At 56.5% G+C, this 25,261-nt stretch carries 23 protein-coding genes; 10 read left to right on the top strand and 13 right to left on the bottom strand.

The annotated features are described in order from the left end of the window. Nucleotides 1-42: 42 nt before the first annotated feature. A complete protein-coding gene (locus ACAW74_RS12360; protein ID WP_370698513.1) occupies nt 43-1,017 on the bottom strand; it encodes a GDP-mannose 4,6-dehydratase in 975 nt (324 codons plus the stop codon). Nucleotides 1,018-1,300: 283 nt separating this feature from the next. Between ACAW74_RS12360 and hisH the strand changes: the two genes are divergently transcribed. The 6 genes from hisH to ACAW74_RS12330 all read left to right on the top strand — a co-directional run bounded on the left by hisH (nt 1,301) and on the right by ACAW74_RS12330 (nt 4,992). Beyond that, nucleotides 1,301-1,885, top strand: coding sequence for an imidazole glycerol phosphate synthase subunit HisH (gene hisH / locus ACAW74_RS12355; protein ID WP_370698512.1), 585 nt, complete (start codon nt 1,301-1,303; stop codon nt 1,883-1,885). Between the two features lie 108 nt (nt 1,886-1,993). After that, nucleotides 1,994-2,725 carry a 1-(5-phosphoribosyl)-5-[(5-phosphoribosylamino)methylideneamino]imidazole-4-carboxamide isomerase gene (locus tag ACAW74_RS12350; RefSeq protein WP_370698511.1) on the top strand — a complete coding sequence of 244 codons (732 nt, stop codon included), beginning with the start codon at nt 1,994-1,996 and terminating at the stop codon, nt 2,723-2,725. Nucleotides 2,726-2,727: 2 nt separating this feature from the next. Beyond that, nucleotides 2,728-3,147: a GNAT family N-acetyltransferase gene (locus ACAW74_RS12345; RefSeq protein ID WP_370698510.1), complete on the top strand. Its 420-nt coding sequence runs from the start codon at nt 2,728-2,730 to the stop codon at nt 3,145-3,147. Beyond that, complete coding sequence (gene hisF / locus ACAW74_RS12340) at nt 3,147-3,908, top strand: imidazole glycerol phosphate synthase subunit HisF (protein WP_370698509.1); 762 nt, start codon at nt 3,147-3,149, stop codon at nt 3,906-3,908. Before ACAW74_RS12345 ends, hisF begins: the two co-directional genes overlap by 1 nt. A gap of 65 nt (nt 3,909-3,973) precedes the next feature. Then, complete coding sequence (gene hisIE, locus ACAW74_RS12335; protein ID WP_370698508.1) at nt 3,974-4,573, top strand: bifunctional phosphoribosyl-AMP cyclohydrolase/phosphoribosyl-ATP diphosphatase HisIE; 600 nt, start codon at nt 3,974-3,976, stop codon at nt 4,571-4,573. Nucleotides 4,574-4,656: 83 nt separating this feature from the next. Then, the gene (locus ACAW74_RS12330) at nt 4,657-4,992 is read left to right on the top strand and encodes a phage holin family protein (protein ID WP_370698507.1); all 336 of its coding nucleotides are present in this window, start codon (nt 4,657-4,659) and stop codon (nt 4,990-4,992) included. A gap of 59 nt (nt 4,993-5,051) precedes the next feature. Here ACAW74_RS12330 and ACAW74_RS12325 read toward each other — a convergent pair whose 3' ends face one another. From ACAW74_RS12325 to ACAW74_RS12310, 4 genes are all read right to left on the bottom strand, one after another. Continuing rightward, on the bottom strand, nt 5,052-6,401 hold the full coding sequence (locus tag ACAW74_RS12325) for a dihydroorotase (RefSeq protein WP_370698506.1): 1,350 nt from the start codon (nt 6,399-6,401) through the stop codon (nt 5,052-5,054). 85 nt (nt 6,402-6,486) lie between these two features. Beyond that, nucleotides 6,487-7,476: a porphobilinogen synthase gene (gene hemB / locus ACAW74_RS12320; RefSeq protein ID WP_370698505.1), complete on the bottom strand. Its 990-nt coding sequence runs from the start codon at nt 7,474-7,476 to the stop codon at nt 6,487-6,489. Nucleotides 7,477-7,609: 133 nt separating this feature from the next. Next, complete coding sequence (locus ACAW74_RS12315) at nt 7,610-8,296, bottom strand: response regulator transcription factor (protein WP_370698504.1); 687 nt, start codon at nt 8,294-8,296, stop codon at nt 7,610-7,612. A gap of 127 nt (nt 8,297-8,423) precedes the next feature. Further along, the gene (locus ACAW74_RS12310) at nt 8,424-10,391 is read right to left on the bottom strand and encodes a sensor histidine kinase (protein WP_370698503.1); all 1,968 of its coding nucleotides are present in this window, start codon (nt 10,389-10,391) and stop codon (nt 8,424-8,426) included. A 316-nt stretch (nt 10,392-10,707) separates the two neighbouring features. Here ACAW74_RS12310 and ACAW74_RS12305 point away from each other — a divergent pair, with 316 nt between their 5' ends. Beyond that, nucleotides 10,708-11,694: a T9SS type A sorting domain-containing protein gene (locus ACAW74_RS12305; protein ID WP_370698502.1), complete on the top strand. Its 987-nt coding sequence runs from the start codon at nt 10,708-10,710 to the stop codon at nt 11,692-11,694. Between the two features lie 59 nt (nt 11,695-11,753). Here the strand turns inward: ACAW74_RS12305 and ACAW74_RS12300 are convergent, their stop codons facing one another. The 4 genes from ACAW74_RS12300 to ACAW74_RS12285 are packed head-to-tail and all read right to left on the bottom strand — an operon-like array spanning nt 11,754 to nt 14,356. Continuing rightward, a complete protein-coding gene (locus ACAW74_RS12300; RefSeq protein ID WP_370698501.1) occupies nt 11,754-12,434 on the bottom strand; it encodes a response regulator in 681 nt (226 codons plus the stop codon). A 36-nt stretch (nt 12,435-12,470) separates the two neighbouring features. Then, nucleotides 12,471-13,262 carry a sensor histidine kinase gene (locus ACAW74_RS12295; protein WP_370698500.1) on the bottom strand — a complete coding sequence of 264 codons (792 nt, stop codon included), beginning with the start codon at nt 13,260-13,262 and terminating at the stop codon, nt 12,471-12,473. Next, entirely contained in the window at nt 13,223-13,891 is a 669-nt protein-coding gene (locus ACAW74_RS12290) for a hypothetical protein (RefSeq protein WP_370698499.1), read from the bottom strand. The genes ACAW74_RS12295 and ACAW74_RS12290 overlap by 40 nt, the downstream gene beginning before the upstream one ends. 12 nt (nt 13,892-13,903) lie before the next feature. Beyond that, the gene (locus ACAW74_RS12285; protein WP_370698498.1) at nt 13,904-14,356 is read right to left on the bottom strand and encodes a hypothetical protein; all 453 of its coding nucleotides are present in this window, start codon (nt 14,354-14,356) and stop codon (nt 13,904-13,906) included. 264 nt (nt 14,357-14,620) lie between these two features. Here ACAW74_RS12285 and ACAW74_RS12280 point away from each other — a divergent pair, with 264 nt between their 5' ends. Continuing rightward, nucleotides 14,621-15,493, top strand: coding sequence for an ETX/MTX2 family pore-forming toxin (locus ACAW74_RS12280; protein WP_370698497.1), 873 nt, complete (start codon nt 14,621-14,623; stop codon nt 15,491-15,493). A 76-nt stretch (nt 15,494-15,569) separates the two neighbouring features. After that, a complete protein-coding gene (locus tag ACAW74_RS12275; protein WP_370698496.1) occupies nt 15,570-15,788 on the top strand; it encodes a hypothetical protein in 219 nt (72 codons plus the stop codon). Nucleotides 15,789-15,791: 3 nt separating this feature from the next. On the opposite strand, the gene ACAW74_RS12270 is transcribed toward ACAW74_RS12275, so the two are convergent. The 3 genes from ACAW74_RS12270 to ACAW74_RS12260 all read right to left on the bottom strand — a co-directional run bounded on the left by ACAW74_RS12270 (nt 15,792) and on the right by ACAW74_RS12260 (nt 23,079). Then, nucleotides 15,792-18,272, bottom strand: a complete 2,481-nt coding sequence (locus tag ACAW74_RS12270) for a hypothetical protein (RefSeq protein ID WP_370698495.1) — start codon at nt 18,270-18,272, stop codon at nt 15,792-15,794. A gap of 61 nt (nt 18,273-18,333) precedes the next feature. Continuing rightward, nucleotides 18,334-20,016 carry a RagB/SusD family nutrient uptake outer membrane protein gene (locus ACAW74_RS12265; protein WP_370698494.1) on the bottom strand — a complete coding sequence of 561 codons (1,683 nt, stop codon included), beginning with the start codon at nt 20,014-20,016 and terminating at the stop codon, nt 18,334-18,336. Between the two features lie 39 nt (nt 20,017-20,055). Continuing rightward, nucleotides 20,056-23,079 (bottom strand): SusC/RagA family TonB-linked outer membrane protein, encoded by a 3,024-nt coding sequence (locus tag ACAW74_RS12260; RefSeq protein ID WP_370698493.1) that lies wholly within the window; start codon nt 23,077-23,079, stop codon nt 20,056-20,058. A 176-nt stretch (nt 23,080-23,255) separates the two neighbouring features. Here ACAW74_RS12260 and ACAW74_RS12255 point away from each other — a divergent pair, with 176 nt between their 5' ends. Continuing rightward, complete coding sequence (locus ACAW74_RS12255; RefSeq protein WP_370698492.1) at nt 23,256-24,614, top strand: hypothetical protein; 1,359 nt, start codon at nt 23,256-23,258, stop codon at nt 24,612-24,614. Here ACAW74_RS12255 and ACAW74_RS12250 read toward each other — a convergent pair. Continuing rightward, nucleotides 24,611-25,255 (bottom strand): hypothetical protein, encoded by a 645-nt coding sequence (locus ACAW74_RS12250; protein WP_370698491.1) that lies wholly within the window; start codon nt 25,253-25,255, stop codon nt 24,611-24,613. The genes ACAW74_RS12255 and ACAW74_RS12250 overlap by 4 nt on opposite strands. Between the last annotated feature and the right edge of the window lie 6 nt (nt 25,256-25,261).

Here is a 25,261-nt window from a genome sequence, read left to right as displayed (position 1 = left end):
GGCAAAGCTACAACGGTTTGCCTAAATGTTATGTCCCGTTGGTTAAGCCAGTTGCGGCCGGGATCGTATCAAAGCCGCATCGACCATCATGCGGGCTACCGTATTCATTGACTGACGGGCTTCCCAGCCAAGAAGCCGTTTGGCTTTGGCTGGGTTGGCGTGTCCTTCGGCAATGTCGGTAGGCCGGAACAACTGAGGGTCTGACACTACGTGTTCTTCGTAATTTAAGCCAGCCTGTTCAAACACAACGGCGATGAACTCTTTCAGCGTCCGTGTTTGACCAGTAGCGATGACGAAATCATCGGCCTGCTCTTGTTGCAACATCTGCCACATCGCCTCCACATAGTCGGGAGCCCAACCCCAGTCGCGGGCGATGTCAATATTACCTAGCGACAGTTTTTCTTTGCTGCCATTTGCAATACGGCAGGCTGTCGATACGATTTTCTGGGTAACGAAGCGCTCGGGCCGTAGTGGCGACTCGTGGTTGAACAGAATACCCGTACTGGCGTGGAGCTGATAAGCTTCCCGGTAGTTAGCCACTTGCCAGAAAGCTGCTGCCTTGGCTACGCCATAGGGGCTACGGGGCCGAAAAGGGGTCTCTTCATCAGCCGCCAACGTACCTGTATCTCCGAAGCATTCGCTGGAACCGGCATTATAGAACCGGATGGGGCGATTCGTAAACCGGATGGACTCTAATAGGTTTAGCGTACCGATGCTGATGCTTTCCAGCGTCTCGACAGGCTGCTCGAAGGATAGCCCGACCGAACTTTGCCCGGCCAGATTGTACACTTCGTCGGGTTGTACTTTCTGCAACGTTTGCAGTACGCTACGGAAGTCGTTGATGCTGACCGAAACGACCTGAACCGCCTCGCGAATACCCAGGCGCTCAAGGTTTCGGAAAGAGGACATCTGAGCATCGCGTGATCCACCATAAACCTGATAGCCTTTCTCAAGCAACAGCTTTGCTAAATAAGCGCCATCCTGTCCCGAAATGCCACAAATCAACGCTGTCTTCATATACGTTAGTTACGAGTGGGCACAAAAGTAAGCGACAAAATGGGGTTGTGAGCTACCATTTCGTCAAAAGCACACGTCAAGCGGCTGGTTACATTGCACTTCCCGACAGGCTGTCGTAATTTTGCGGCATGAATCGCTGCTCAGTAACCCACATTGCTCATTATGCTGTCCATCATCGGCTCGCCTGCTGATGCAGACCGCTGTATGGCTTTGTGACTGACCTGTCTGATTCACGAAACTACGTAGCCCGGTTCTGCCCAGAGCCGGGTTTTTTATTGGCTATATGAAAACCGTCATTATAAAATACAACGCTGGGAACGTCCAATCAGTGATGTACGCGCTGGACCGGATTGGGTCCATCTATGAACTAACCGACGATGAGGCGACGATCCGATCGGCCGACAAGGTGATTTTCCCCGGTGTAGGCGAGGCTAGTACAGCCATGACGTACCTGCGCGAGCGGGGCCTCGACCAGCTTATTCCGAGTCTGAAACAGCCCGTGCTGGGTACGTGTGTGGGTATGCAACTAATGTGCCGCTATTCCGAAGAAAACGATACGACCTGTATGGGCATTTTCGATATCGATGTCCGGCGCTTTCCGGCGAGTGCCGGAAAGGTGCCCCATACAGGCTGGAATAGCATCCATAGCCTGCAAGGGCCACTGACAGAAGGCCTGCCGCCGGAAGCCTATGTCTATTTCGTGCATAGCTATGCAGCCGACGTATGCCCTCAGACTACGGCGGTCTGTGACTACGGCCGGCCATTTAGTGCCATGCTTCAGCGCGATAATTTTTATGCCGCCCAATTCCACGCCGAAATCAGCGGCAACGTCGGCCAGCGCATCCTCGGAAACTTTCTAAAAATTTGATGGAACGCGAAGACGCTAAGTACGCAAAGCAGTGCGGACCTGTTCAGCTGTAATTTGTACTTCGCGCCCTTTGCGTTGTTCTTAGCGTCTTCGCGTTCGATAGTAACCATGCATATCATTCCAGCCATTGACCTGATTGAAGGGAAAGCCGTCCGGCTGACGCAGGGCGATTATGCCCAAAAGACCGAATACAACGCCCGCCCGCTCGACGTGGCCATGCAGTTTGAAGATGCCGGGCTCAGTCGGCTGCATCTGGTTGACCTCGACGGGGCTAAAGCCAAACGGGTCATCAATTACAAAGTGCTCGAACTGATTGCCACCAAAACCAAACTGCACATCGATTTCGGTGGTGGCATTCAGTCGGACGACGACCTGCGGATTGCGCTCGAATGTGGGGCCAAACAGATCACGGCCGGTAGCATCGCCGTGCGGGAACCCGATCTGGTGGAGCGGTGGCTGTCGCGGCATGGAGCCGACGTGGTAATTTTGGGGGCTGATGCCAAAAACGAAAAAATTGCCGTTGGCGGCTGGGAAGAGTCGACGACCCTCTGGGTGTATGATTTCATCGCCGAATGGGTTGAAAAGGGTATTTCGCACGTGATCAGCACCGACGTCGCCAAAGACGGCCTCTTGCAAGGGCCTTCGTTTGACCTATACCGAAACATTCAGGAACGTACCCAGCAGAATAATCAGTCGCTGAACATCATCGCCAGCGGAGGCGTCAGCAACATGGACGACCTTGAGAAGCTGGCCGACATGAAGCTGTTCGGCGTAATCGTTGGGAAGGCGATTTATGAAGGCCGCGTGACGTTAAAGCAACTTTCTGCCATCAATTCATAAGGATGGAAAACATCGAAATCAGCACAGACAAGCGCCGGTTGGATATCGACCTGATCCACCAGTTTCTGCAACAGGAAGCCTATTGGTGCCAGAATATCCCGCTTGATGTAGTACAGCGGTCAATTGAGCATTCGCTTTGCTTCGGCGTTTATCTCGACGGGCAGCAGATCGGTTTTGCTCGTGTGGTTACCGATTACGCCACGTTCGGGTATCTGGCCGATGTATTCATCATCCCGGCGCAACGCGGCAACGGTTTTTCCAAACAGCTCATGCAGACGATCATGAACCACGATGCGTTGCAGGGTATCCGGCGACTAATGCTGGTGACGCAGGATGCCCACGGGCTCTACCGCCAATTTGGATTCACACCCATCGACAGCCCAGAAAATACGATGGCTATCAAATTCTTTACCGCTTACTGATGCTGACCAAACGAATCATTCCCTGTCTCGACATCAAAGACGGGCGCACGGTGAAAGGCACCAACTTCGTGAACCTGCGTGATGCCGGCGATCCGGTCGAGCTGGGGGCTATCTACGCTCAGCAGGGGGCCGATGAACTGGTTTTCCTGGACATCACGGCCACCGTCGACGAGCGCAAAACACTGATCGAACTGGTGCGGCGTGTGGCCCATGCCGTCAATATTCCGTTTACCGTTGGGGGCGGTATCTCGTCGGTAGCCGACGTGTCGGCGTTACTCAATGCGGGGGCCGATAAAGTGTCGATCAACTCATCGGCGGTGCGGCGGCCTGAGTTAATCAATGAACTGGCGCTTGAGTTCGGTAGTCAGTGTATTGTCGTGGCCATCGATACCCGGTACGTTGGCAATGAACACATTGTGCACACGCATGGCGGGCGGCGACCAACCGAGTTGCGAACCCTGACCTGGGCTAACGAAGTAGAGAATCGGGGTGCTGGCGAACTCCTGCTAACGTCGATGGATACCGACGGTACTAAAGCCGGTTTTGCCCTCGACCTGACAGCGGCTGTATCCGGTGCTGCCAACATCCCGGTCATCGCGTCGGGTGGGGCGGGCACGATGGACCATTTTGCCGACGTCTTCACCACGGGTAAAGCCGATGCCGGCCTAGCCGCCAGCATTTTTCACTTTAAAGAAATTGGCATTCCCGATCTGAAGACGTACCTGGCGGCTCAAGGAATCCCGATGCGTTTAACGAATTAAACTTACCTCACCCCCTGCCCCTCTCTTTATTTCAAGGAGAGGGGCAGGGGGTGAGGTCACACGCTATGACTATTCATTTTGACAAATCGCCCGATGGGCTGGTGCCCGCCGTTATTCAGGACGATCAGACCGGGAAGGTACTGATGCTGGGCTATATGAACCAGGAAGCCTACGAGAAAACACAGGCTGAAGGAGTTGTTACGTTTTTTAGCCGGAGCAAACAACGCCTCTGGACCAAAGGCGAAACATCCAGCAACTTCCTGCACGTCAGGCAGATCCTGGTAGACTGTGATGGTGATACGCTCCTGATCAAAGCCAGCCCCGACGGCCCCACCTGCCATACCGGAGCCGATACCTGTTTCGAGGAAGTAAACCAGGGGCGCGGGCAGTTTCTGAACTACCTACAGGGTATTATCCACGACCGCAAGGTAAACCCCTCCGACAAGTCGTACACGACGAGCCTGTTCAATAAAGGCGTGAACAAGATTGCCCAGAAAGTGGGGGAGGAGGCCGTTGAACTGGTGATCGAAGCCAAAGACAGCAACGATGACCTTTTTAAAGGCGAAGCCGCCGATCTACTGTTCCATTATCTGGTATTGCTCGAACAGCGAAACCTGTCGCTCGACGATATTATTGCCGTTCTACAGAAGCGACACGCAAACTAAGTGCAACATTCGCGGTTTAAGGTTCAATCGGTTCGCCGCGAGGGGCCGGTCAAACCTTAAACATTGAACATAAACTTGCTTCTATGGGTCTCATCATTCGCATCTTAATCAACGCGGTGGCCGTTTTCGTGGCTAGCCGCATCATCACGGGCGTATCAGTCGATAGCTTCACTACCGCCCTGATCGTGTCCATCGTGTTGGGCTTGCTCAACGCCTTCGTCAAGCCTGTATTGACGTTCCTGACCATCCCCATCACCATCCTGACGCTCGGGTTGTTCCTGATCGTGATCAACGTATTGATGGTGTATCTGGCCGATTACCTCATCGCGGGCTTTGGCGTCAGTGGCTTTATTTCAGCCTTGCTGTTCAGTCTGGTTGTGGCTATCGTTAGCTGGCTGATCGATACGATCGTGAATTAATTACGAGTGGTAGACCTTATAGGTTTCTAAAAACCTATAAGGTCTGATGATCAATATGATCAGCGGTCAAAACTGACTCGTTGTCCGGCGCGTTCTACCAGGAATGCGCTTCCAGAATCTGCGTTTTTGTAAGCCAGTTCGCCCGATACAAACGTGTGCGTGATGCGGTGCCCGAATGTCTGTCCCGTCAGTGGCGACCAACCGCACTGATACAGAATCGATTCCGGCGTTACTTCGGTTGGCTGTCCCGGATCGACCAGTACCAGATCGGCCCAATAGCCTTCCCGAACGTACCCACGGCGATCGATTTGAAAACAGTCGGCGGGGGCGTGGGCCATTTTTTGCACCACTTTGTCAATCGAAATTGTCCCCTGTAAGCTGGCTTCCAGCATCAGCAGCAGCGGGTGCTGCACCAGCGGGAGGCCCGATGGCGCCTGCCAGTAAGGCTGTTGCTTCTCATCCCAGGTGTGTGGCGCGTGGTCGGTGGCGATGATGTCGAGCCGATCGTCGAGCAGGGCCTCCCAAAGGGCAGCGCGGTGATGCGGCGCTTTGATGGCCGGATTACACTTGATCTGGTTGCCCAGCGTCTCATACTCATCAGCCGAAAACCATAGGTGATGCACGCACACTTCTGCCGTAATGCGTTTCTGCGCCAGCGGAATATCGTTTCTGAACAGACTCAGTTCATCGGCGGTCGTTAGGTGCAGAATATGCAAACGGGTGTTGTGCTGCTTCGCCAGATCAACCGCCAGGCTCGACGACCGCAGGCAGGCCTGTTCATCTCGCACGAGCGGGTGAATGCGGGCGGGTGCATCATTGGGGTACTCGGCGCGGTAGCGGGCCGTGTTCGCCCGAACGGTCGCTTCGTCTTCGCAGTGCGTGGCAATGAGCATAGGGCATTGCGAAAACAGGGCGTTCAGCGTCTGCTCACTATCGACCAGCATGTTACCTGTCGACGAACCCATGAACGCTTTTACACCACATACTGACCGGGGATCGGTGCGGAGTACCTCGTCGATGTTGTCGTTGGAGGCACCCATGAAAAACGAGTAATTGGCAAAAGCCGTACGGGCCGCTATGTCGTACTTGTCCTGCAACAGCGATTGGGTCAGCGCGTTGGGCACGGTATTGGGCATTTCCATGAACGTGGTGACGCCCCCAGCTACGCCCGCCCGCGACTCGCTGCGGATGGTGGCTTTGTGGGTCAGGCCCGGCTCGCGGAAATGCACCTGATCGTCGATCACACCGGGCAGCAGGTATTGACCCGCCGCATCGATCACTTCATCGCCCACCCGCGCGTTGACCGACGTACCCAGCTCAGCAATAAAACCGTCTTCAATCCGAACGTCGCGTTCCTGAATCTGCCCCTCATTCACGACGCGGGCATTCCGAATTACATAAGTTGCCATACAAGTTGGCCCCGCAGCGGCGGACCGTGCCCAGCGCAACGGTCGGGCGGGCCAGCAAAGGTACGGTTGGGAACGTACCTGACAGTTATGCGTTGGCCAGCAACTGAGCGGCTTCTTTGGCAAAATAGGTCAGAATGACGTCGGTACCGGCGCGTTTGATGGCCATCAGCGACTCCATCATGGCACGTTCGCCGTCGAGCCAGCCGTTTTGGGCAGCGGCTTTGATCATAGCATATTCGCCGCTGACGTTGTAGGCGGCAATGGGCAACTGGCTGTTCTGGCGCAATAGACTGATGATGTCCAGGTACGCTAGCGCGGGCTTCACCATCAGGATATCGGCCCCCTCGGCGGTGTCGAGTTCGGCTTCGATGAGCGCTTCGCGGCGGTTGGCCGGGTTCATCTGGTACGTTTTCTTGTCGCCGAATTTGGGGGCCGAGTCGAGTGCATCGCGGAAGGGGCCGTAGAAGGCACTAGCGTATTTGGCGGTGTACGACATGATCGCCACATTCGTATAACCCGCGTTGTCGAGTGCCTGACGCATGTAGCCCACGCGCCCGTCCATCATGTCGGATGGGCCGAGAATGTTGGCACCGGCCTGCGCCTGCGCCACGGCCATTTTGCCCAGAATCTCCAAGGTTTCGTCGTTCAAAATCTGGCCGTTTTCCACCAGCCCGTCGTGTCCGTCGGAGCTATAGGGGTCCATGGCCACGTCGGTCATGAGGCAGGCTTCCGGGTATTTGGCTTTGATCTGGGCAATGGTTTGCAGATACAGGCCTTCGGTGTTCTGGCTCTCGGTGGCGTACTTGTCTTTCTTCGACTCAGGCAGGTTCGGAAACAGATCGAAGGTGGTAATGCCGAGGTCGAGGCAGCGACCGATTTCGTCGAGCAGCAGGTCCGGCGAGTAGCGAAAAATGCCGGGCATCGACGCTACTTCGGTCTGCTGCCCAGCACCTTCCATGACGAAAACGGGAAAGATAAAATCAGAGACGTGCAGGCGGGTTTCCTGCACCATCTCGCGAATAGCAGCCGATTGCCGATTCCGGCGCGGCCGACGAGGTTGAAAAGAAGTAGTCATTTGCTTCGCGTCATTGGTAGTCATTAGCCTTCGGCGTCATTCATCGTGAGCGCCCCGCAGCGGCTTATCGCATCAATGATGCCGAAGGCTAATGACTACCAATGACAACCAATGACCAGGAATGACAATTCCCTTATACCACTAATTTAAATCCCTCGCCGTGTACGTTTACAAGCTGCACCTGCTCGTCGTCTTTGAGGTATTTGCGCAGTTTCGTGATGTACACATCCATGCTGCGGGCGTTGAAATAGGAGTCGTCGCCCCAGACCATCTTCAGGGCGAAACTGCGCCCCAGTGGCTGATTGAGGTTTTGGGCCAGCAATTTCAGCAGTTCTGATTCCTTGCTCGTCAGGCGTTGGCCGGCGCCGTCGCCGTTGCGCGTGAGGGTCTGGCGCGGATAGTCAAACTGGAACGTGCCGATCTGGTAAATACCTGTTTCAGGTACGTTCTCGGTGCGCTGATACCGCCGCAAAATGGCCTGAATCCGCAGCAACAATTCCTCCATGCTGAACGGCTTCGTGATGTAGTCATCGGCACCGAGGCGCAGACCCTGAATGGCATCGTCCTGCATCGACTTGGCCGTCAGGAAAATGATGGGTACGTCGCGGTTGGCCATCCTGAGCTCTTTTGCCAGGGTGAACCCGTCCTTTTTCGGCATCATCACGTCGAGAATGCACAGGTCATACGTATTGGCCATGAACTGTTGCAGGCCCGCGTTGCCGTCGGTGGCGCGGTCGGTCGGGTACCCTTTCAGCGTCAGGTATTCCTGCGTGAGTTGGCCCAGATTAGGGTCGTCTTCAACAAGTAAGATTGAGGGCATAGTGTTGATTGATAGGGGCGGTCCAACGTGGCTACCCGCGACGCGTCAGCCATTGTATTTGCTTATTTGAGGGGTACGACTAGTACAAACAAGCCTATTGTACCCGAAAGCGGGCGCCCCTACATGTTTATGTAGTTGGTATGACAATTTCAAATTCACTTCCCTGGCCGGGCGTGCTGCTCACCGTAACCTGACCGTGGTGCTCTTCAGCCATCTTTTTCACGTAGCTGAGGCCCAGTCCGAAGCCTTTCACGTCGTGGCGGTTGCCCGTCGGGACGCGGTAAAACGTGTCGAAGATGCGGCTTTGTTGCTCTTTGGTCAGCCCCAGACCCTGATCGGCCACCGAAATGGCTACCGACGGGCGCGGGGCACCGGTTTTGGGGTCGGGCAGGGTGGTGTTGCGGGTACGTATCCGGATCGCCACCCGCTCAGGCGAATACTTGATGGCGTTGTCGATGAGGTTGTAGAGCATGTTGGTAAGGTGTACCTCATCGGCCTGCACAATCTCGTCGGTGGCGTCGAATTCCAGTTCAATGTCGCCCTGCCGCTGTTCAATCGACAGGCTCATCGTGTTCAGCACTTTCTCGATTACGTCGTGTACATTGACCGAGCTGAGCTTGAGTTTGACTTCGCCCTTGTCGAGCAGCGCCATCTGAAGTACCTTCTCTACGTGTGAACCCAGTCGCTGATTTTCGTCGCGGATAATGCCCATGTAGCGGCCCAGTCGTTCCGGTAGTTCGGTAGACGGAGCAGTGTTGCCAGCAGCGCCCACCAGCGCGGGCATCTGCGCCGACCGGAGTTGCTCGCGGGCCATATCCACCGCCAGCGAAATGGTCGAGATGGGCGTTTTGAACTCGTGGGTCATGTTATTGATGAAGTCGTTCTTAATGTCGGCCATCTTTTTCTGCCGAAGAATGGTCGTGATGGCGACGTAGAAACAACCCATAATCACCAGAATGAGCAGTGCCGACCCCGCCAGCGTGGCGGTCATGCGGCTTAGGATAAACGAACGCTGATCGGGGAAGAAGAGGTAGACGTAGTTGCCCGTTTCGAGAATATTGTTCGGAAACAGGGCCGCCTTGTAGCCGTAATCGTCGAACTGCCGGTTCATCGACGCCTGACTGGCCAGCATCGACGCAAACAGAAACCGCGACTGTCCTTTGTTCCGTACGGCGAAGTTGTAGGGAATGGTGATGCCGCGTTCCTGCAACGCCTGCCGCAACAGCGTATCGAGCGTAAACCGGTCGACGCGCTCTTCCAGCGGCCGATCCGACATGAGCAGACCTTTCAGTACATCCTTTATCATCTGCGCCTGCTCGGCGTGGGTCATGGAATTGACAGCCGTGATGCCCTGTTCCTGTGCCGGTTTGGGTACGTTGGTGGGCGCGGTTTTGGCGAGTGGCGCGGCTTTGTAGGTACGTGTTTTGCGCTGCCGGGTGGGGCGGGCGCGGTGCGTACCCGAGTCGGGCATGACCAGCGTAAGCTCACCGTCGTGAAACTGGTTCAGCGGGTTGGCAGCAATCTCGTTGATCCAGCGCTCAAAACGTTGTTGCTGGGCGAGTTGGGTTTGCCAGTCGCCCATGGCCATCAGCTCTTCCTGCTGCCGGAAGAACGCTTCGACCACCTGCGCCTGCTCGAGGGTCAGGGTTTGGGTGCGCGGATGCAGGGCATCGGATTGCACCACAATCGGGCCGGGCATATCGCGACCGGCAACCGACGTACCTGTCTGAGCCTGGCTGGTGCGTTGGGTACGTTGCCGACTCGGCATTGGCGTAGCCGCCACACGGTCCTGAGCAGCGGCTGAAGGGGTGGGGCGAGCCGTAGCTTGAGTGGCGGCGGCTTTCCCGTTTTTACGCCCGATGGCCATTAGCTGTTGTTGCTGATGCTGAAGCTGCAACTGCTGCCGGGCCTGATACTGAATCTCTTGCCGCTCCAGGCTACGGACCACCTCTTGCAGGGCATCGGTGACTTTATAATCGAACTGTTCTTTCTGTAAATGCAGGGCCGTACTGATCCAGTATAGCTGAAACCCAACTAAACCCAGCAGCCCGAGGGCCATCGAAAGAACAATCCAGCGGATGCGTTTCGTTGACATTTATTTTTTTGGCGTTCGATGCAACGGAGCGAACGAGTTATCTATCTGTTTGATTACCTCACCCCCGGCCCCTCTCCTTAAACAAAGAGAGGGGAGGCTTACCAGCCAGGCTTCTGATTGTCATACACAGCCAAACAGAAGTAAGGAAGACGTTAAGGTCCCCCCTCTCCTTGTTTTAAGGAGAGGGGCCGGGGGTGAGGTAAGGTACACAAACAACCATCCAGACGAAAAAGACATTGCCTGCTTAACAACTTTTAACGTGTGCCAACGGGCCGTTGTCCGTTACTGACTTACGATGAATTCCTGACTGACTCCTATGAAAAAAACAACCACCACCGTCCTCCGGTTCGCCCTCTGCCTTGGCTTGCTGGGCGGCCTCTCATCGGTTACGATGGCGCAGCGTGAACTCGATGAACCGGGTCAGATGCGCGTAAAAATTACTGAACGTAGCGGAAAAGACACGCGCACCATCGAACGTACCTACCGTAGCGACGGCATGACCGATGAAAAGCGGGACGCGCTGGTTAACCGGCTAATCGACTCGCTACGGGCCGCCCGGAAAGGCAAAGGCGACAGCAATATTTCTGTCATTATCGAGGATTCATACCGCGGACCGGCCGCAAGCGGTAGTCGCACCAGCCGCCGGAACCGGGTGGTCGAAGACCGTTTCCTGGACGGGGATGCCCTGGCTATGGCCCCCATGCCACCGATGCCCCCTGCTGCGCCGAATGTAGTGATTGCCCCCATGGCGCCGGGCGATTCTGATTTTGATCTGCACTTCCGGTACGACTCGGATGATGACACCGCTCGCAACGGCCGCCGCACGCGGGAGTTTCGGTTCCAGCGGCGACAGCTGGATTCGCTGTCGCGCAACATGCGCCGGTTGGGTCGTGATATGGACATTACCCTGCGCCGTCAATTGGCCCCGATGGCCGACCGGATGAACCGGGCTTTCCAGAACCGCGACTGGCAGCGGGAGTTTGCGCGGCCGTTCAACGTCTGGGTTGACGGGGGCGGGCAGCCCTCAACCGTGCGTGGGCTCGACGTGTACCCCAACAACCCCGACCGCAACCTGCTCAATGTGCGCTTCAACGCTCCGAAGAAAGGCGACGTGCAAGTTGTGGTGACTAACACCAAGGGTAAAGAAGTGGCCCGTCGTGAGTTAAAAGACTTCAGCGGTGAGTTCGTCGGGCAGGTCGATATTGGCCGGAAAGCGGAGGGTGTCTTTTTCGTTACGGTCACCCAAAACGACGATGGCGCTGTGCGCCGGGTAGTTCTGAAAAATGAAGAAATTATAAAGTGAGGTTAATGTGCAGAAAAAGGGGTGGCGATCTGATCCACCCCTTTTTTGTGCGCTGTAGGCTAGCTCAACAGTTCAGAGGGGTCGATCAGGCTGTTTTTGATGGCATACAGAACCAGCCCGGCGGTGTTGCGCGAGCCGGTTTTTTCGAGCAGGTTAGCCCGGTGTCCATCCACAGTCCGGATGCTTAAGCACAACTGATCGGCGATTTCGGGGGCCGTCAGCTGCTTACAAATCAGGCTCAGCACGTCGATTTCGCGCGGGGTCAGGGTAGCCGGGGCGGCTTCGGTCAGCACGCGGCGCGGCTTGCGGGTGGCCATCCGGTTTTTCATGGCGCGCAGAAACGCCTCGTTGAAGTAAAACTCTTTCTCGACTACGTCGCGGATGGCGCGCTCTACCTCCTCGGGTTCTACATTCTTGAATAGGTAGGCATTCACGCCCAGGTCCATCAGGTGAGTTACAAACCGATCTTCACTGTACACCGACAGGATAATGATTTTAACGCCCGGATACTGTTTGTGGATCAGCTTGGTGGTTTCAACGCCATTCAACTCGGGCATCGAGAGGTCGAGCAGCACCACGTCGGGTAGGGGCGAGGCCGTGGCAAGGCCATCGAGCAGGTTGCGGCCGTTATCGGCTTCAAGGCTGATGTTCATGCCATCGAAGCTATCGACAATCCCGATCATGCCCTTTCGGAATAAAACCTGATCGTCGGCAATGGCTACGTGGATAGGGCTGGACATGGCAGCGTTCGGCAATAAAGAAGTGGGAGATCGTAACTAGGGGTGGAATTTAACGTCTACCCGAAGCCCTTCGCCGGGGCTGGTGTCGAACGCAACCAGGCCGTCGAGCATCTGCGCGCGGGTTTCAATGTTTTTTAGTCCGAAACTGCGTTGCTGATAGGCCTGCTCAAAATTAAACCCTTTGCCATCGTCGGCATAACGAAGCACCAGCATGTCGGCTTCGCGAAGCAGCGATAGCCGGATGTCGGTAGCGTCGGCGTGTTTCAGGGCATTGTTGAGCAGCTCCTGCACCAGCCGGTAGACGATAAGATTAGCGCGCGTGGGCAGGTTCAGGTCGGGCACAACCGTCAGTTCTACGTTCACATCGGCCAGCGCCATCACACTTTCGCAGAGGCCTTCAAGCGCGTAGGTTAGGCCAAGTTCGTCGAGCCCCTGCGGCAGAAGATCGTTCGAAATCCGCCGTACGTTGTCGATGGTGCTGTCGATGACGTATTTAAACTGACTGGTGAGGTGGCGCGACTCGTCTGAAGGCGGTGCAGCCTGTGTCAGCTGCGCCAGCAGCAGGCGCATGGCCGATAAAGCCGCCCCCACCTCGTCGTGGAGATCGCGGGCCACGCGCTTGCGTTCATCCTCGACGGCGTCGAGCGTGCGGTAGATGACCTCCTGTTGATAGCTCAGTTCCATCTGTTTCACCCGTAATTCCTGGGCGGCTATTCGTTTCTGATACACAAGCAGAAAGACCACAATACCGATCACCAGCATAATAAACGCCAGCGAACCACCGAAAATCAGTATGTAGATGTCGCCCGAAGGCTGGGACTGAACCATAACCCGATGCTGATCAGCACGTGCATCATGACAATGAGCAACACATGAAGTGCGAATACGGCGAATTTAAGCGTTTGGTTCGAGTCGTATAAAACAGCGTTACTGAATAAAAGGAAGAATAAACTACCCGCGAAGTAGAGCAGAAAGCCGGTATTGATCCAGAAGACAGGCTGTTTGTCGAGCCGACGGGCCGAGAGCTCGCTCAGCATCTTGTAGAAAGCCAGCAGCGCCAGCGCGATAATCAGGATGGCTTCAAGCCCGCGGGCGTAGGCATTACCCCCGGTGGGGGGCTGTATGAACGCACTATTCAGCAGGGCCAACGCCGTGAAGCCGACCATCAGCCAGAGAACAAAAGAACGGGTGTAGAAATAGCCGAAAAAGCTACCGTAGAACAGGGCAATGATGTTGAATTCCAGAATGGTATAGCCGTGCAGGATGTACGTGTTCGGAATGTGCAGGACGTGGGCGGTTAGGTGCGAAATGAGCTCGCCGGCAAGGGCCAGCCCCACAAACCACCCCACAAACCGGAGATAACCGATCAGGTAGCGAAACCGGAACAGGACCATACTGGTCGAGAGCAGTACGCAGTAAGACCCATACCGGCTAAACCAAATCAGGAAGTCTTGCATAGACGAGGCGGCTTACTGACAACGGGCGTCGGGCTCACCAATGAACAGGGGGCTGTTGACGTCGCACATGGGCGGGCATATCTGCGAGAAGTCAAATACTTGATAATTAGCTTCCTGCGCCTTGTCTCCGTTCAGAACTGTCACTTGCCCCACCAGGTCGACAATTAGATCGGGGTCCGGGGATTTGGGGTCGATTGTGCCCTGACGTGTAGCCGACACCATCAGCAGGCAGGCTCTTAACTGATTATCTGAGTTGGGGTCTTCGCGACGCCCCATGTACAGACGCACATACTCGGTGTCGTACTGCCTGAGCAGTTCAATAAAATCTTCGCGGTGAACCAGAAACGCCCGCATGTCGGTGGGGTCGAGGGTTTTGCCGTCGGTGTTGGCATCGACCCAATTGGTGACCCATTTTTCGGCGTCTTCAATGGGTACGGCGTAGGTAGGCGTTTTGTCGGTTTGCATGAGAAGGAAAAGGATTAAGGCGCAAAACAACACATTCTGATAGGATCATACCCCCGTAGAAACACCCGTTTTCAAAAACAGTCAGAAATGGCGGGCATCTCCGTCTGGAAATACCCGCTTTGCTGTTTGGGTGCTTCTGCGCCTGCGCCGAGGGGGAGCAAGCGGCCACCTTTGTTACCGTCAAACAATCGCCGATTGAGCCTCCAGTCGTCCTCTTTTTTGACGAAATGACTATCATATTTTCACCTTAACACACATTAAATCATGGCAACTTCTTTGCAAGACATTACCAATGCCTGGGGCAACTGGATGAACAAACAGTACAATGGAGGCGGTGTAAAGTTTACGGCCAGCACCAATTACAGCCAGCACAGCGAACTCGATGATTATCGCCAGTACGAGGTGCAGGCCAATCAGCAACCCATCGTTTACGACCCCAACGCACCAGCGCCGCAACCCGGCACGGTGTCGTCGGTACACTCGCAGTTCCGTAACAGCAGTTCAATTCCCCAAACCTATACCTACAAGCAGGAGGAAACCACGGAGCAGTCGTTTACGTGGTCGGTAACCGAAGACCTCTCAATCGGGATTGAGGTAAGTGCTTCGGTCGAAGTGCCGACGGTCGCTGAACTGGGCACCAAAGTGACGACCACCGTTTCGTTTTCGGCTTCGCAGCAGTTCAGCACTAACCATTCACAGACCTGGAGCGTTGAGCAGCCCGTAACGGCACCGCCCATGACGATCCTCGACACCACGATGGTGATTGGCACGCAGAGCTATAACATCAACTGGAGTGCCAACTGCCTGCTCACTGGGTACGTTGCCATCTGGTTCAACGACAAGATCAAGCTCAGCGGCTCCAACGACACGCACCACCTGTATTTCGTGAAAATCGAGAAGGTTTTCAACGATTGTAAGCAGAACAATCTCATCAGCATCAAGTCGTCGGAATACGCCATCAACAACAGCTCGGTGTCGGCTTTCTCGAGCGGTACGTTCTACGGCGGTCAGGGTGTTGGGGTGCAAATCCAGGTCGATGAGCAGTCAATCGGAGGCCCGAGCGCGAGCCTGGCAGCCACGTCGAACACCTACATGATTCCGGTTGAGGAAGATGCCGTATTGGGCGTAGAAGCGTAAACCTAACCTACAGTGGCGACCGGCTGACCCATCCTGTGATGGCGGCAGCCGGTCGCCTGCCTTTCTGTTGACGACTATGCCCTTTCGTCTGAACGTATGGCTGCTGCTATGCCTGAGCTGGCCTGCCACTACCCTAGCTAGTGCACCACCCGGTGTCGGTTTCAAGAAACTGGTCGGGGCTAGGTACGTTAGTCGCCGACCAACGTACCTAGCCCCGACGGCAAGCCCGCGAACGCCTGCATCAATCCGGGGCAACCGGCTGTCGCTGCTACGGCCCCTCAGGTTGCTGCGCTGACCGTTATTCGTAGTTGAGCAACGTAGTCGCCTCGCAGGCTTTGTCGGTTTTGAAGCGAATCCAGCGCGCCTGGAATTCGGCCGGGAACGTAAACGTACTGACCTGGCCGGGTGCTACCGTGATGGTTTTGTAGGGCATCCAGACCCCCGTACCTACGGGATCAGCTTCGAGCGTGAACGTAACGGGTGAGCCGGCTTTGTGCGACAGTTGCAGGCTCCGCTGGTCGTAGAACCCGATCAGGTAGGGATCAGAGGCTTCGTTGGCTTTCACCGACGCATTGGTCCAGGGGCCACCGTGGCCGGTTGGCTTGCCCAATTTCCAGAGGTCATCAATGGCTCCCGCCCAGATGGCCGCCTTTTTATCGTCCGAAACGATGATGTGTTCGTTGGAACGGGCGGCCTGTAGGTCGATGCCCGTCATCACCAGCAACCCCCGATACGAGGCGTAGTCGTTGATGCGCAGGTTGTGCGACGCAACGGGCCTGACTTTGGCGTAGCCGTCGGCATTTTCGGCGGGGAGTTCATAAAAGGTGCCGTGGCAGTTGAACAGATCGCGTTCGGTGGCCACTTCCCGGCAAATCCGCAGGGCGGCCTGATTGGTCAGGTTGGTGTAGGCGTTGTTGCCCAACGGAAACCGCCACCGCCGACCTTTGTCATCCACAACCAGTACGCTGCCCCCGTCGACCGTGACGACCCGCTCGGGAATGGCAAATTTGCTTTTGATAAACGACTGCGTCTGGGCGTCGGCTTTCCGGGTCAGGCGCATGTCGGCATCGAGTTCGTAGTAACCAACGTCGGTTGCCTGCCCCCCTTTATACGACAAGGCATGTAGTCCCAGCGCCCGCCGGTTGTCGCTCAGGCCGTAGAGCAGACCGCCCGTCGTGTTGGCGGTGGTTACGTTCGTCAGGCCGTTAAACAGCGCATTGGTTGCCCCGGAGCGGGTATCTTTAGCGCCATACGTAAACTGCGCCGACAGGGTCGTGGCTTTGTCGGTCTGTAGCCGAATCCATTCGCCGGGAGCGTTGGCCGGAAAAACCACCTGCGTGGCGCTATGAGCACCCAGCGATACGGTTTGTAGGCGGCTCCAGTTGCCCGATCCGGTTTTGTCTACCTCAAACGTGAGCGTTACGGCGTCGTCGCCGTTGTTCTGCACCCAGGCCGAGCGGTTGGTCCAGCCCGCAAACAGGAAGGGGTCAGAGGGTTGGTTGGCCTTGACGCCTTCGTTTAGCCAAACGGCTCCCTCGGCGGTGTTGGGCCCGAGCTGGTCAGGTACGTTGAGCGGGGCAAACCACAGGTTCGAATTCGACTGGCCGGGGCCTTCAATCGCGCCTTTGGTGTTCCGCTTATTCAGGAATTCTTTCTGGGCCGAATCGTCGCAGCCGAAGACGAGTTGATTATCCCAGCGCGTGAAATCGCCAATTACTTTCAAATAGGCCGTCCGGGGTCGAATACCCGCTGTATTGGTCGCTGTGAACGTACCTGGAAACCGCCAGAACAAACCGTGCATCGTCATCAGGTAGTCGGCTTTCTGCTCGGTGCCGATGTCGCGGATACGGGGCCATTCGGTGTTCCAGCCGTGCGCACCGTCGTAGCTGTGGCTGGCTCTGGGTAGCCTGAAAAAATGCCAGCCCGTGGCCTTTTCGCGCACGCCCAGCAACACCGATTTGTGGTCCCAGCCGGTTGCCCATATCGGATCGGTGTCGGGGTTTTTGTTGCCGTAAAGGCCACCCGGCCCGGTCACTTCCACAAACTGATTCCGCCGCACGACGGTCCAGTCTCTCCCGTTCCATTCCGACAGGGAGCCCGCGTCGATATCGAACTGAACAAGCGCTTTTGGCCCTGGCTCTCCGTTGTTGGAATACACCATCACACCCTGCCCCGAGTAGAGCCCCTTGCCGTGGGCACCGGGCAGCAGCGCATTTTGCTGGTTATTCGATACGTCAGATTCTTTGTGCGTTTTCCGGTTGCCGTCTTCATAGAGCGTGGTAGGCGCCAGCGTGGCCACGTCAACTTCGTAAAATCCTTCCTCCATGGTTCCATACAGGATTTTGCCTTTCGGGTCGGTGAGGTGGCGGGCGTTGCCGGTGTGGCGGCCCGGCATGGTTTTGTAGGGAATCGTCCGCACGTGGGCGTTGGCATCGATGGCGTACGGCCCAATAAACAGCTGGTTGCTCTCCGGATGAATCATCCGGTTGGCGGGGGTGCCGCCGATGCTTTCAGAGCGGACGATCTGCTGTAAATCCGGGGTTATTTCGTACAGTTTATCTGACGATCCCTGCGGCAGGTGCGGTCCGTAGGTAATGACCCAGAGTCTGTTGGCCCAGGGCACTACGGCGCCGGTGCCGCACTCGCCTTCGTTGTTGTACATGGCCAAGTGCGGGTAAATACCGCTGTAGGATGGCCGTTTTTTAGACTGGGCAGTACTGAATGGGCTCTGGCTCAGGGTCCACGCCAGCAGGCAGGCCGAAAGAATGTATCGCTTCATTAGATGGAGTTAATCGCCGGTCTGGCCGGGCAACCAGCGCCGCAGCCAGACCGGGTATGGTTTAATAGCCTTGGTTTTGCGTCATGTTGGGGTTTACCCGGCGTTCGATGGCCGGAATGGGCCACAGATATTGCCGCGTTTTGTCGAAGCTGCGCTGGGCCACCACTTTGACATCAGCACCAAAGCCCGAGTAATCGGCAATATCGTCGTCGTCGAGGGGCGTTACGCCGGGGAACGGCCATTTCGAACGGTTCTGCACCGCCGGGTCGGGCAGGCCGATTACCGGGCGAGTCAGGGCTTTTTCGGCCAGCCGCCAGCGGATAAGGTCCATATACCGGAGCCCTTCTTTGGCAAACTCAACGCGCCGCTCGCGCCGCACAACCTGCCGAAGCTCGGCTACGCTCGTCGACGTAACGGCGGGGTAGGCCGACGTTTGCCCAACCGCCACGCCATACGCGCGAGCACGTACCTGATTGATGGCGTTCAGCACGCTGGCGTCGATCTCGTTCAGCTCAATTTTGGCTTCGGCGTAGGTGAGCAGTATTTCGGCGTACCGGACGATGATGGCGTCGCTGTCTTCGCTGCGTTTGTCGGCCCACGTCTGGTCGATGCCTTTTTTCCAGAGAAAGCCCGTAAAGCTGGCAAACGCCGCCACGGCGCGCGTGTCGAGATTCGACACGCGCCGGTTATCCTTGCTGCTGAAGGTGGTGATGCTGTCGGGGTGAGGCTGGTAATTGTAGCCGAGCCACTGCGTGCCAAACTCCACGATGGAGGCTGTCAGGCGCGGGTCGCGGTTTCTGAACGGCGCTTTGGGGTCATACAGGGGCGATTCGTCGATGGGTTTGCCGTCGCGGCATTCATACGCATCCACCATTTCGCGGGTCGGAATCTGCGCCCCGAAGCCACCCGTCAGGCGGGGGAGCTGATCCTGCACGTTGGTGCCCTGGGTAAACACTTTCTGGGCTTCGTCGCGCGGAATGCTGATGATGAGCTCGGGGCTGGTTTCGCCGGCCTTCAGAAAAAGCTGGCTGTAGTTGCTGTGGAGCGAGTAGGCCCCCGCCCCCGTAAACTGCATGATCGCCTGCGCAGCATCGCGGGCAACGGCCCAATTGCCTGCATACAAGGCCGTTCGGGCCTTCACGGCGAGCGCGGCTCCTTTCGTGAGCCGTTTGACGGCCGAGGCGGCGTAGGCCTGCGGCAGGTTGGCGATGGCAAAGTCGAGTTCGTCGAAGACAAATTTCAGCACCTCGGCCTGCGGGGTCCGGGTTACGCCATACGACTCCTCCAGCACGATGGGCTTGGTCAGCAGGGGTACGTCGCCAAAGTGCGAAATGAGCCGTGCGTATTCATAGGCCCGAATCAGGCGCATCTCGGCTTCCAGTTGCTTCAGCGTGGCGGCGGGTGTGCTGGCAGCGGCCCGGTCTTTATTGGCCAGAAAGGTATTGGCCCGGGCAATAGCCTTATAGCAGGCGGTCCAGAAGGCCTGAACGGTGGCGTCTTCGGCGTTCATAGTGCCGAACGTGACCGCGTTGCCCAGCTGCCCCCGGTGCCAGTAGTTGTCGGTAAATTGCTCGTTGTCGTTCCCCCAGAAATCGAGCCGGTACAAGTCATTGACAGCCAGTTCAAGCTCGGTCTGGTTGGCGTAAAACGTAGCCGTCGACGGTTCGGAGAGTGGGTTCAGGTCCAGGCTGTTACAGGCCGATAAGCCCGCCGCCAGTAGCAGAACAAAGATTGATTTTTTCATGATCAGCAAGATTTTATCAGTGCAGGAATCAGCGGTCGGTTAAAACTTCAGCGTGGCGCCTGCCATCAGGGTCGTGACGATGGGGTACGACGAACCACCGACTTCCGGATCCCAGTATTTAGGGAAGTTGTGAACGGCAAACACATCGTTGGCCGAGACATACACCCGCGTCGATTGCAGCCCGATTTTCTTCAGGAAATTGTTGCGGAGCGTGTAGCCCAGTGTGATGTTTTTCACCCGGAAGTAGGCCCCGCTGATGAGCCAGAAATCTGACATTTCGTAGTTGGCGGCTAGCGAGCGGGTCGACAGGCGGGGGTAGCGGGCCGCCAGATTCTGCTCGGCGGAGTTGGTTTTGCTCCAGAATCTGCCCACCATCTCTTCAGGTACGTTGCCGAAGGCCTCGGCAAAGGGCCGCACGATGTCGTCGGGCAGGCGGCTGTTTTTCTTGGCCACGCCCTGCATGACCAGCCCGACATCAAAGCCAGCGTAATCGAGCCGGATGGTGCTGCCATACAGGTAGCGGGGTAACGAACCACCCAGCAGCACTTTATCGTCGGGCGTAATCTTGCCGTCGTTGTTCAGGTCAAGGTAGCGCACGTCGCCAGCCGAGACGTTGGTGTTGAGGCGGGGCGAGTTGGCGGCTTCGTCCTGCGTCTGATACAGCCCGGCGGAGCGATAGCCAAACCATTCGTTGAACTCGCTACCCTTGAAGGTCGACTGCGCCCCCAGCACCTGCGTGCCTTTCAGGTCGACGACCGTCGATTTGGCATCCGACAGGTTGAAGGCCACCGAGTAGTTGAGTTTACCCAGCCGGTCGCGCCAGGCCGTTTCCAGTTCCCAGCCTTTCACGTCCAGAATACCTGCGTTTTGCTGCGGCCGTTCGTAGCCCAGATAAAGCGGAATATCGAGTGCCAGCAGGATGTCGTAGGTACGTTTCTGGTAATAATCTGCCGAGACGGTGAGCCGGTTTTTCAGGAAGGCCGCATCGATACCTGCGTCGACGGTGCGGGTGGTTTCCCACGAAATATTCTGCACCGCATAGTCGACCTGACCACCGCCGTTGAGCGGCACTACCACGCCATTCTGGTAGAAGAGCGCATTGCTGAAGCTGATGGTGGCCTGGTAGGGGTAGTTGCCAATCCGTTCGTTGCCCACCTCGCCATACGAGCCGCGCAGTTTCAGGAACGAAACCCAATTGCTGTTCCGCAGAAAGGCCTCTTCCGACAGGGTCCAGCCTGCCGACACCGACGGGAAGAGCGCGCCCCGGTACTGTTTGTCGAACCGCGACGATTTGTCGTAGCGCAGGTTGCCCTGGAGGTAGTATTTGTTTTTGTAGTCGTATTTCACCCGTCCGAATACCGACTGAAGCGCCACCTCGTTGGCACTGCCGGAGTTGTCGCGCAGTTCCTGCGAACCGGCGTTCAGATACGGGAAATCGGTCAGGGCAAACCCGCTGCGCGACGCGCCCAGCGATTCAAACGAGTTGTAGATTTCTTCGTAACCGCCCAGAATGTCGATGTTGTGCCCACCAGCCAGGTCTTTGTTGTAATTGGCAAGCAGTTGGCCCGTGATGGCCAGACTTTCCGTGCGGCCCTCGGTGAGGGTGGTGCGGGCCTGATTGCTGAACGAACTGGGCGTGCCATCGGGGTTGGTGAAGGCAATCCGCTTGGCAAAGGCCTTGGTTTTGTCGAGATCGATGGTGGGCGACACCAGAGCCGTCAGCGTGAGGCCGTCGACAGGTTTGTAGTTGAAGGCCAGCCGCCCCAGGAACTGGTTGAACGTACCGTTGCTGGTGCCGCCTTCGTTGAGCTGGGCAATGGGGTTGCGCCCGTCTTTAGCCAGCGCATAGCGACCATCCGTGTAAAAGTTGTCGTAGATGGGGGGCATTATCCGCGCCTCGTAGATCGGGTTGACCACCGGTGTAATCGTGTTGGTCCGTTTGTAGGCCACGTCGAGGCTGGCGCTCAGTTTTGGGTTGATTTGCAGGTCGTTGTTGACCCGAAACAGGTACCGTTCGTAGGAATAGTTGGTGTAGAAAGCGTCCTGCTTAACGTACCCAAGCGACGCTTTGGTTTTGATTTTGCCCGTTCCCATCGTGAAAACCAGGTCGTGCCGGTAGCGGGGAGCGTAAGTCTTTGTCATCACCGTTTTCTGCCAGTCGGTGTTGGCAAACGGGAAGAGATCGGGCGTATCGCGGTTGTACTTCCCGAAATTGGTGATGAAGTCCTGCGAGTAGGGGCCGGTGGCCGAGCCGTCGTTAGTGGCCTGCTCGTTAAACAGGCGCATGTAGGTCGGCGAGTCGACGTAGGCAGGCAGGGCGGTGGCTTTCTGAACGCCATATTCGCCTGTGTACTCAAAGCTGCTGAAGCCTTCTTTGGCGCGTTTGGTGGTCACGAGTACAACCCCCGCCGCCCCGCGTGAACCGTAAATGGCGGCCGACGCAGCATCTTTCAGCACCGTCACGTTCTCGACATCGCCCGGATTGACGTTGTCGATGCTGCTGACTGGCACGCCATCCACAATAATGAGCGGGCTGTTGGTGCCCAGCGTGGTGATGCCCCGAATCAGGATGCTCGAACTAGCTCCCGGCGCCCCGCTACCCCGGGTTACCGAAACGCCCGCAATGCTGCCTTGCAGCGCTTCCGAAATCTGGGTGGTCTGCCGCCCCGCCACGTCTTTGGCTTCGATGGTCGACAGCGCGCCGGTCAGGTCTTTTTTCTTCTGCGTACCGTAGCCCACAACCACCACTTCTTCAAGCGAATTGTCGTCGGGTTTAAGGCTGATGTTTAGACTGGCCTGATCCGTCACGTTGACTTCCTTACTTTGGTAGCCCACAAACGAAAAAATGAGCGTGACCGGGCCGCTATCGGGCAGGTTGAGTTTGTACTGGCCATTGGCGTCGCTGACCGTACCGCGCTGTGTGCCTTTCAGGACAATACTGACGCCGGGTAGCTCCTTGGTGCTTTCGTCGGTGACCCGGCCGCTGATGCTTCGGTTCTGCGCGAGCAGCGGAGCAAGCCAGCCCAGAAACAATGCACAACTTAGTAGAAGTTTTTGTCGCATATTTTTATCGATATTTATTGAATCATAGCCGTTGAAAGCCAGTGGTCTGTGATTCAAAAATTTGACTGTGCGAATATAAAATTGTACTATGTGGTGCATGGCGGCTCGTCCTGCCCATTTACTTGTTCAAAATTTTGGACAAGCTAACCGATTGATAGAGAGTATATTGCAAAGCGATGGTCGCGGAGAATGGACAAGAGAAAGCCACCCATTACTATCACCTGGACCGTTGTTGTCTGCTGGTGAGTGAGGCGTTTGGGAAACCAAAATGGGAAGACTGGACCAACAGCGACTTTGTCAGGCTTAGTCACACGTTGTACCGGCAGACGGGCGTGCAGATCAGCCCCAATACACTGAAGCGAATCTTCGGGAAAATCAGAACAGGGTCTCGCTATTACCCGCAAAAAGCAACCCGCGACGCGCTGGCGAAGTACAGCGGCTATACCGATTGGGAAGACCTGGTCAGCGCACCGAATCCGGTAGAACACACGCCCGAACCGATGCCAGATACCACAGGTCACCCGGTCGTTGCCGTTGCTGTTTCCCCGGAGTTGGTCAGCTTACCAGCCGAGAAGCGGTCGGTTGGCTGGCGTTGGCTGGTTGGGGTCGCCATAGTGGCGCTGCTGGTTGGGGGAGTGCTGGTATACCGGCATGTGCTTGCCCCACCGATGTCGACAGAGGCCGTTCAACTCATCTGTACGAATCCAATCGGCGAGAATCCGCACTCGGCCAATTTCCAGATCCGTGGCCTGGCCGGGCTGGCCGACGACCCGGTGCCGTATGTGATTGATTTTGGCGACGGACGCCGCAAGCACATCGAGGCCGATGATCCCACGGCTCTGTACAACCATTATTACGAAAAGCCGGGGCGTTATTTCGCCGTGCTAAAGCATGGGACGTACCTGATCGATACCGCCACCATCTACTTGCCGACGAAAGGCTGGGTAGCCACGGCCCATATGCCCCACGACACCACGCGCGTGTACCCGATCGACGTACCTGGGCTGTTTGTGGGTGGTCGGCGAAGCGTTGGTACGGTGGCCGCCGCGCGGGCAGGGATCGATACCAGCCGCACGTTTTTTATTGGATTCACAAATACGCAGGTCACCGATATCAACGCCGATAACTTTGAGCTGACAACCCAGGTCGCAACCTCACCCGACCGGGCCGGGGTGCGCTGTTCACAAGTGAGCGTTACGGTGTATGGCGAGTCGTCGCAACACACGTTTTATATTATCAAGCCGGGCTGCGTTTATTGGGCGGAGATGCAGTTTTCCGATGAACGCAAAAGTGGTTTGCGGGATGATGTCCGCTTTCTGGGCGCCGATCTGCGTTCGGGCGGCACCTTGCAGTTACGGGTAGTCGAGCAGCGGGTGCAGTTGTTCATCAACGGGCGTCGGGTATACGAAACCCGCTATAAGGCCCCGCTGAAACGCGTTTATGGGGTCACCGTCGAATTTGCAGGCGTCGGCACGGTCAATTCGGTTTCGCTCAGAGACCTGAAAACAGGGAAAGCCTTCGACGGTAATTTTTAGGTCAGACGCACCCGTTCGCGCAGTAACTGAGTCAGGCTGATGGTCATCAGAAGGCTCAATATGCCCAACACCGTCAGACCTACCACGACCAGTGGTGTCAGTGTGTAGACTTCCATCCTGTAGAAGCTGTTGAGTAGGTAGAGCAGTGCTATGGGCCACCTTCCCATTGCGTTTATGTACGACCAGGTCAGTTTTTGGCGGCTATCTCGTCGCCAGTAGTAATGGAAGGCGCTGATTAGTAAGATGATGAGAGGCGACAGGATCAGCCCACCGATCAGCCAGCATGCGGACCGATTAGGCAACTCAAGCAGCAGGCACGTTAACATGGCACCAACCAGCCCTGTTGTCAGTACGGTAGGCCACTTGAAAAATGAACAGACGATTGCCCAATGCTGCGCCTCCAGGTGTTTTTGGGTGTCCATTACGTAGCGCGTCTGTATTTTTTGAATGCCTTTTCCATCGCCCAAGGCCAGCCAGGCCATCGTGCTGGCCTCGTCAAACGAGTACCCTTCGGCCATTTTTTCGTCGGTTAAGAGGGCGTAATGATCCAGAATCTCGTTACGGAGGTGCGCGTAGTCGATCTTGACTAGGGTGTGCAGGTCGTGGCGAAGCGCGTCGAGTTGGTGGGAGGTGAGCGCCATCGGTCA

Source organism: Fibrella musci (assembly GCF_041321105.1).
Classification (GTDB): domain Bacteria; phylum Bacteroidota; class Bacteroidia; order Cytophagales; family Spirosomataceae; genus Fibrella; species Fibrella musci.
Note: the sequence above shows the minus strand (reverse complement) of the source record. Positions and strands in the feature narration are given on the sequence as shown.

What these genes read in the sequence shown, in the direction of transcription:
- ACAW74_RS12360 (WP_370698513.1), bottom strand. Translation starts at nt 1,017, where the DNA reads ATGAAGACAGCGTTGATTTGTGGCATTTCGGGACAGGATGGCGCTTAT.
- hisH (WP_370698512.1), top strand. Translation starts at nt 1,301, where the DNA reads ATGAAAACCGTCATTATAAAATACAACGCTGGGAACGTCCAATCAGTG.
- ACAW74_RS12350 (WP_370698511.1), top strand. Translation starts at nt 1,994, where the DNA reads ATGCATATCATTCCAGCCATTGACCTGATTGAAGGGAAAGCCGTCCGG.
- ACAW74_RS12345 (WP_370698510.1), top strand. Translation starts at nt 2,728, where the DNA reads ATGGAAAACATCGAAATCAGCACAGACAAGCGCCGGTTGGATATCGAC.
- hisF (WP_370698509.1), top strand. Translation starts at nt 3,147, where the DNA reads ATGCTGACCAAACGAATCATTCCCTGTCTCGACATCAAAGACGGGCGC.
- hisIE (WP_370698508.1), top strand. Translation starts at nt 3,974, where the DNA reads ATGACTATTCATTTTGACAAATCGCCCGATGGGCTGGTGCCCGCCGTT.
- ACAW74_RS12330 (WP_370698507.1), top strand. Translation starts at nt 4,657, where the DNA reads ATGGGTCTCATCATTCGCATCTTAATCAACGCGGTGGCCGTTTTCGTG.
- ACAW74_RS12325 (WP_370698506.1), bottom strand. Translation starts at nt 6,401, where the DNA reads ATGGCAACTTATGTAATTCGGAATGCCCGCGTCGTGAATGAGGGGCAG.
- hemB (WP_370698505.1), bottom strand. Translation starts at nt 7,476, where the DNA reads ATGACTACTTCTTTTCAACCTCGTCGGCCGCGCCGGAATCGGCAATCG.
- ACAW74_RS12315 (WP_370698504.1), bottom strand. Translation starts at nt 8,296, where the DNA reads ATGCCCTCAATCTTACTTGTTGAAGACGACCCTAATCTGGGCCAACTC.
- ACAW74_RS12310 (WP_370698503.1), bottom strand. Translation starts at nt 10,391, where the DNA reads ATGTCAACGAAACGCATCCGCTGGATTGTTCTTTCGATGGCCCTCGGG.
- ACAW74_RS12305 (WP_370698502.1), top strand. Translation starts at nt 10,708, where the DNA reads ATGAAAAAAACAACCACCACCGTCCTCCGGTTCGCCCTCTGCCTTGGC.
- ACAW74_RS12300 (WP_370698501.1), bottom strand. Translation starts at nt 12,434, where the DNA reads ATGTCCAGCCCTATCCACGTAGCCATTGCCGACGATCAGGTTTTATTC.
- ACAW74_RS12295 (WP_370698500.1), bottom strand. Translation starts at nt 13,262, where the DNA reads ATGGTTCAGTCCCAGCCTTCGGGCGACATCTACATACTGATTTTCGGT.
- ACAW74_RS12290 (WP_370698499.1), bottom strand. Translation starts at nt 13,891, where the DNA reads ATGCAAGACTTCCTGATTTGGTTTAGCCGGTATGGGTCTTACTGCGTA.
- ACAW74_RS12285 (WP_370698498.1), bottom strand. Translation starts at nt 14,356, where the DNA reads ATGCAAACCGACAAAACGCCTACCTACGCCGTACCCATTGAAGACGCC.
- ACAW74_RS12280 (WP_370698497.1), top strand. Translation starts at nt 14,621, where the DNA reads ATGGCAACTTCTTTGCAAGACATTACCAATGCCTGGGGCAACTGGATG.
- ACAW74_RS12275 (WP_370698496.1), top strand. Translation starts at nt 15,570, where the DNA reads ATGCCCTTTCGTCTGAACGTATGGCTGCTGCTATGCCTGAGCTGGCCT.
- ACAW74_RS12270 (WP_370698495.1), bottom strand. Translation starts at nt 18,272, where the DNA reads ATGAAGCGATACATTCTTTCGGCCTGCCTGCTGGCGTGGACCCTGAGC.
- ACAW74_RS12265 (WP_370698494.1), bottom strand. Translation starts at nt 20,016, where the DNA reads ATGAAAAAATCAATCTTTGTTCTGCTACTGGCGGCGGGCTTATCGGCC.
- ACAW74_RS12260 (WP_370698493.1), bottom strand. Translation starts at nt 23,079, where the DNA reads ATGCGACAAAAACTTCTACTAAGTTGTGCATTGTTTCTGGGCTGGCTT.
- ACAW74_RS12255 (WP_370698492.1), top strand. Translation starts at nt 23,256, where the DNA reads ATGGTCGCGGAGAATGGACAAGAGAAAGCCACCCATTACTATCACCTG.
- ACAW74_RS12250 (WP_370698491.1), bottom strand. Translation starts at nt 25,255, where the DNA reads ATGGCGCTCACCTCCCACCAACTCGACGCGCTTCGCCACGACCTGCAC.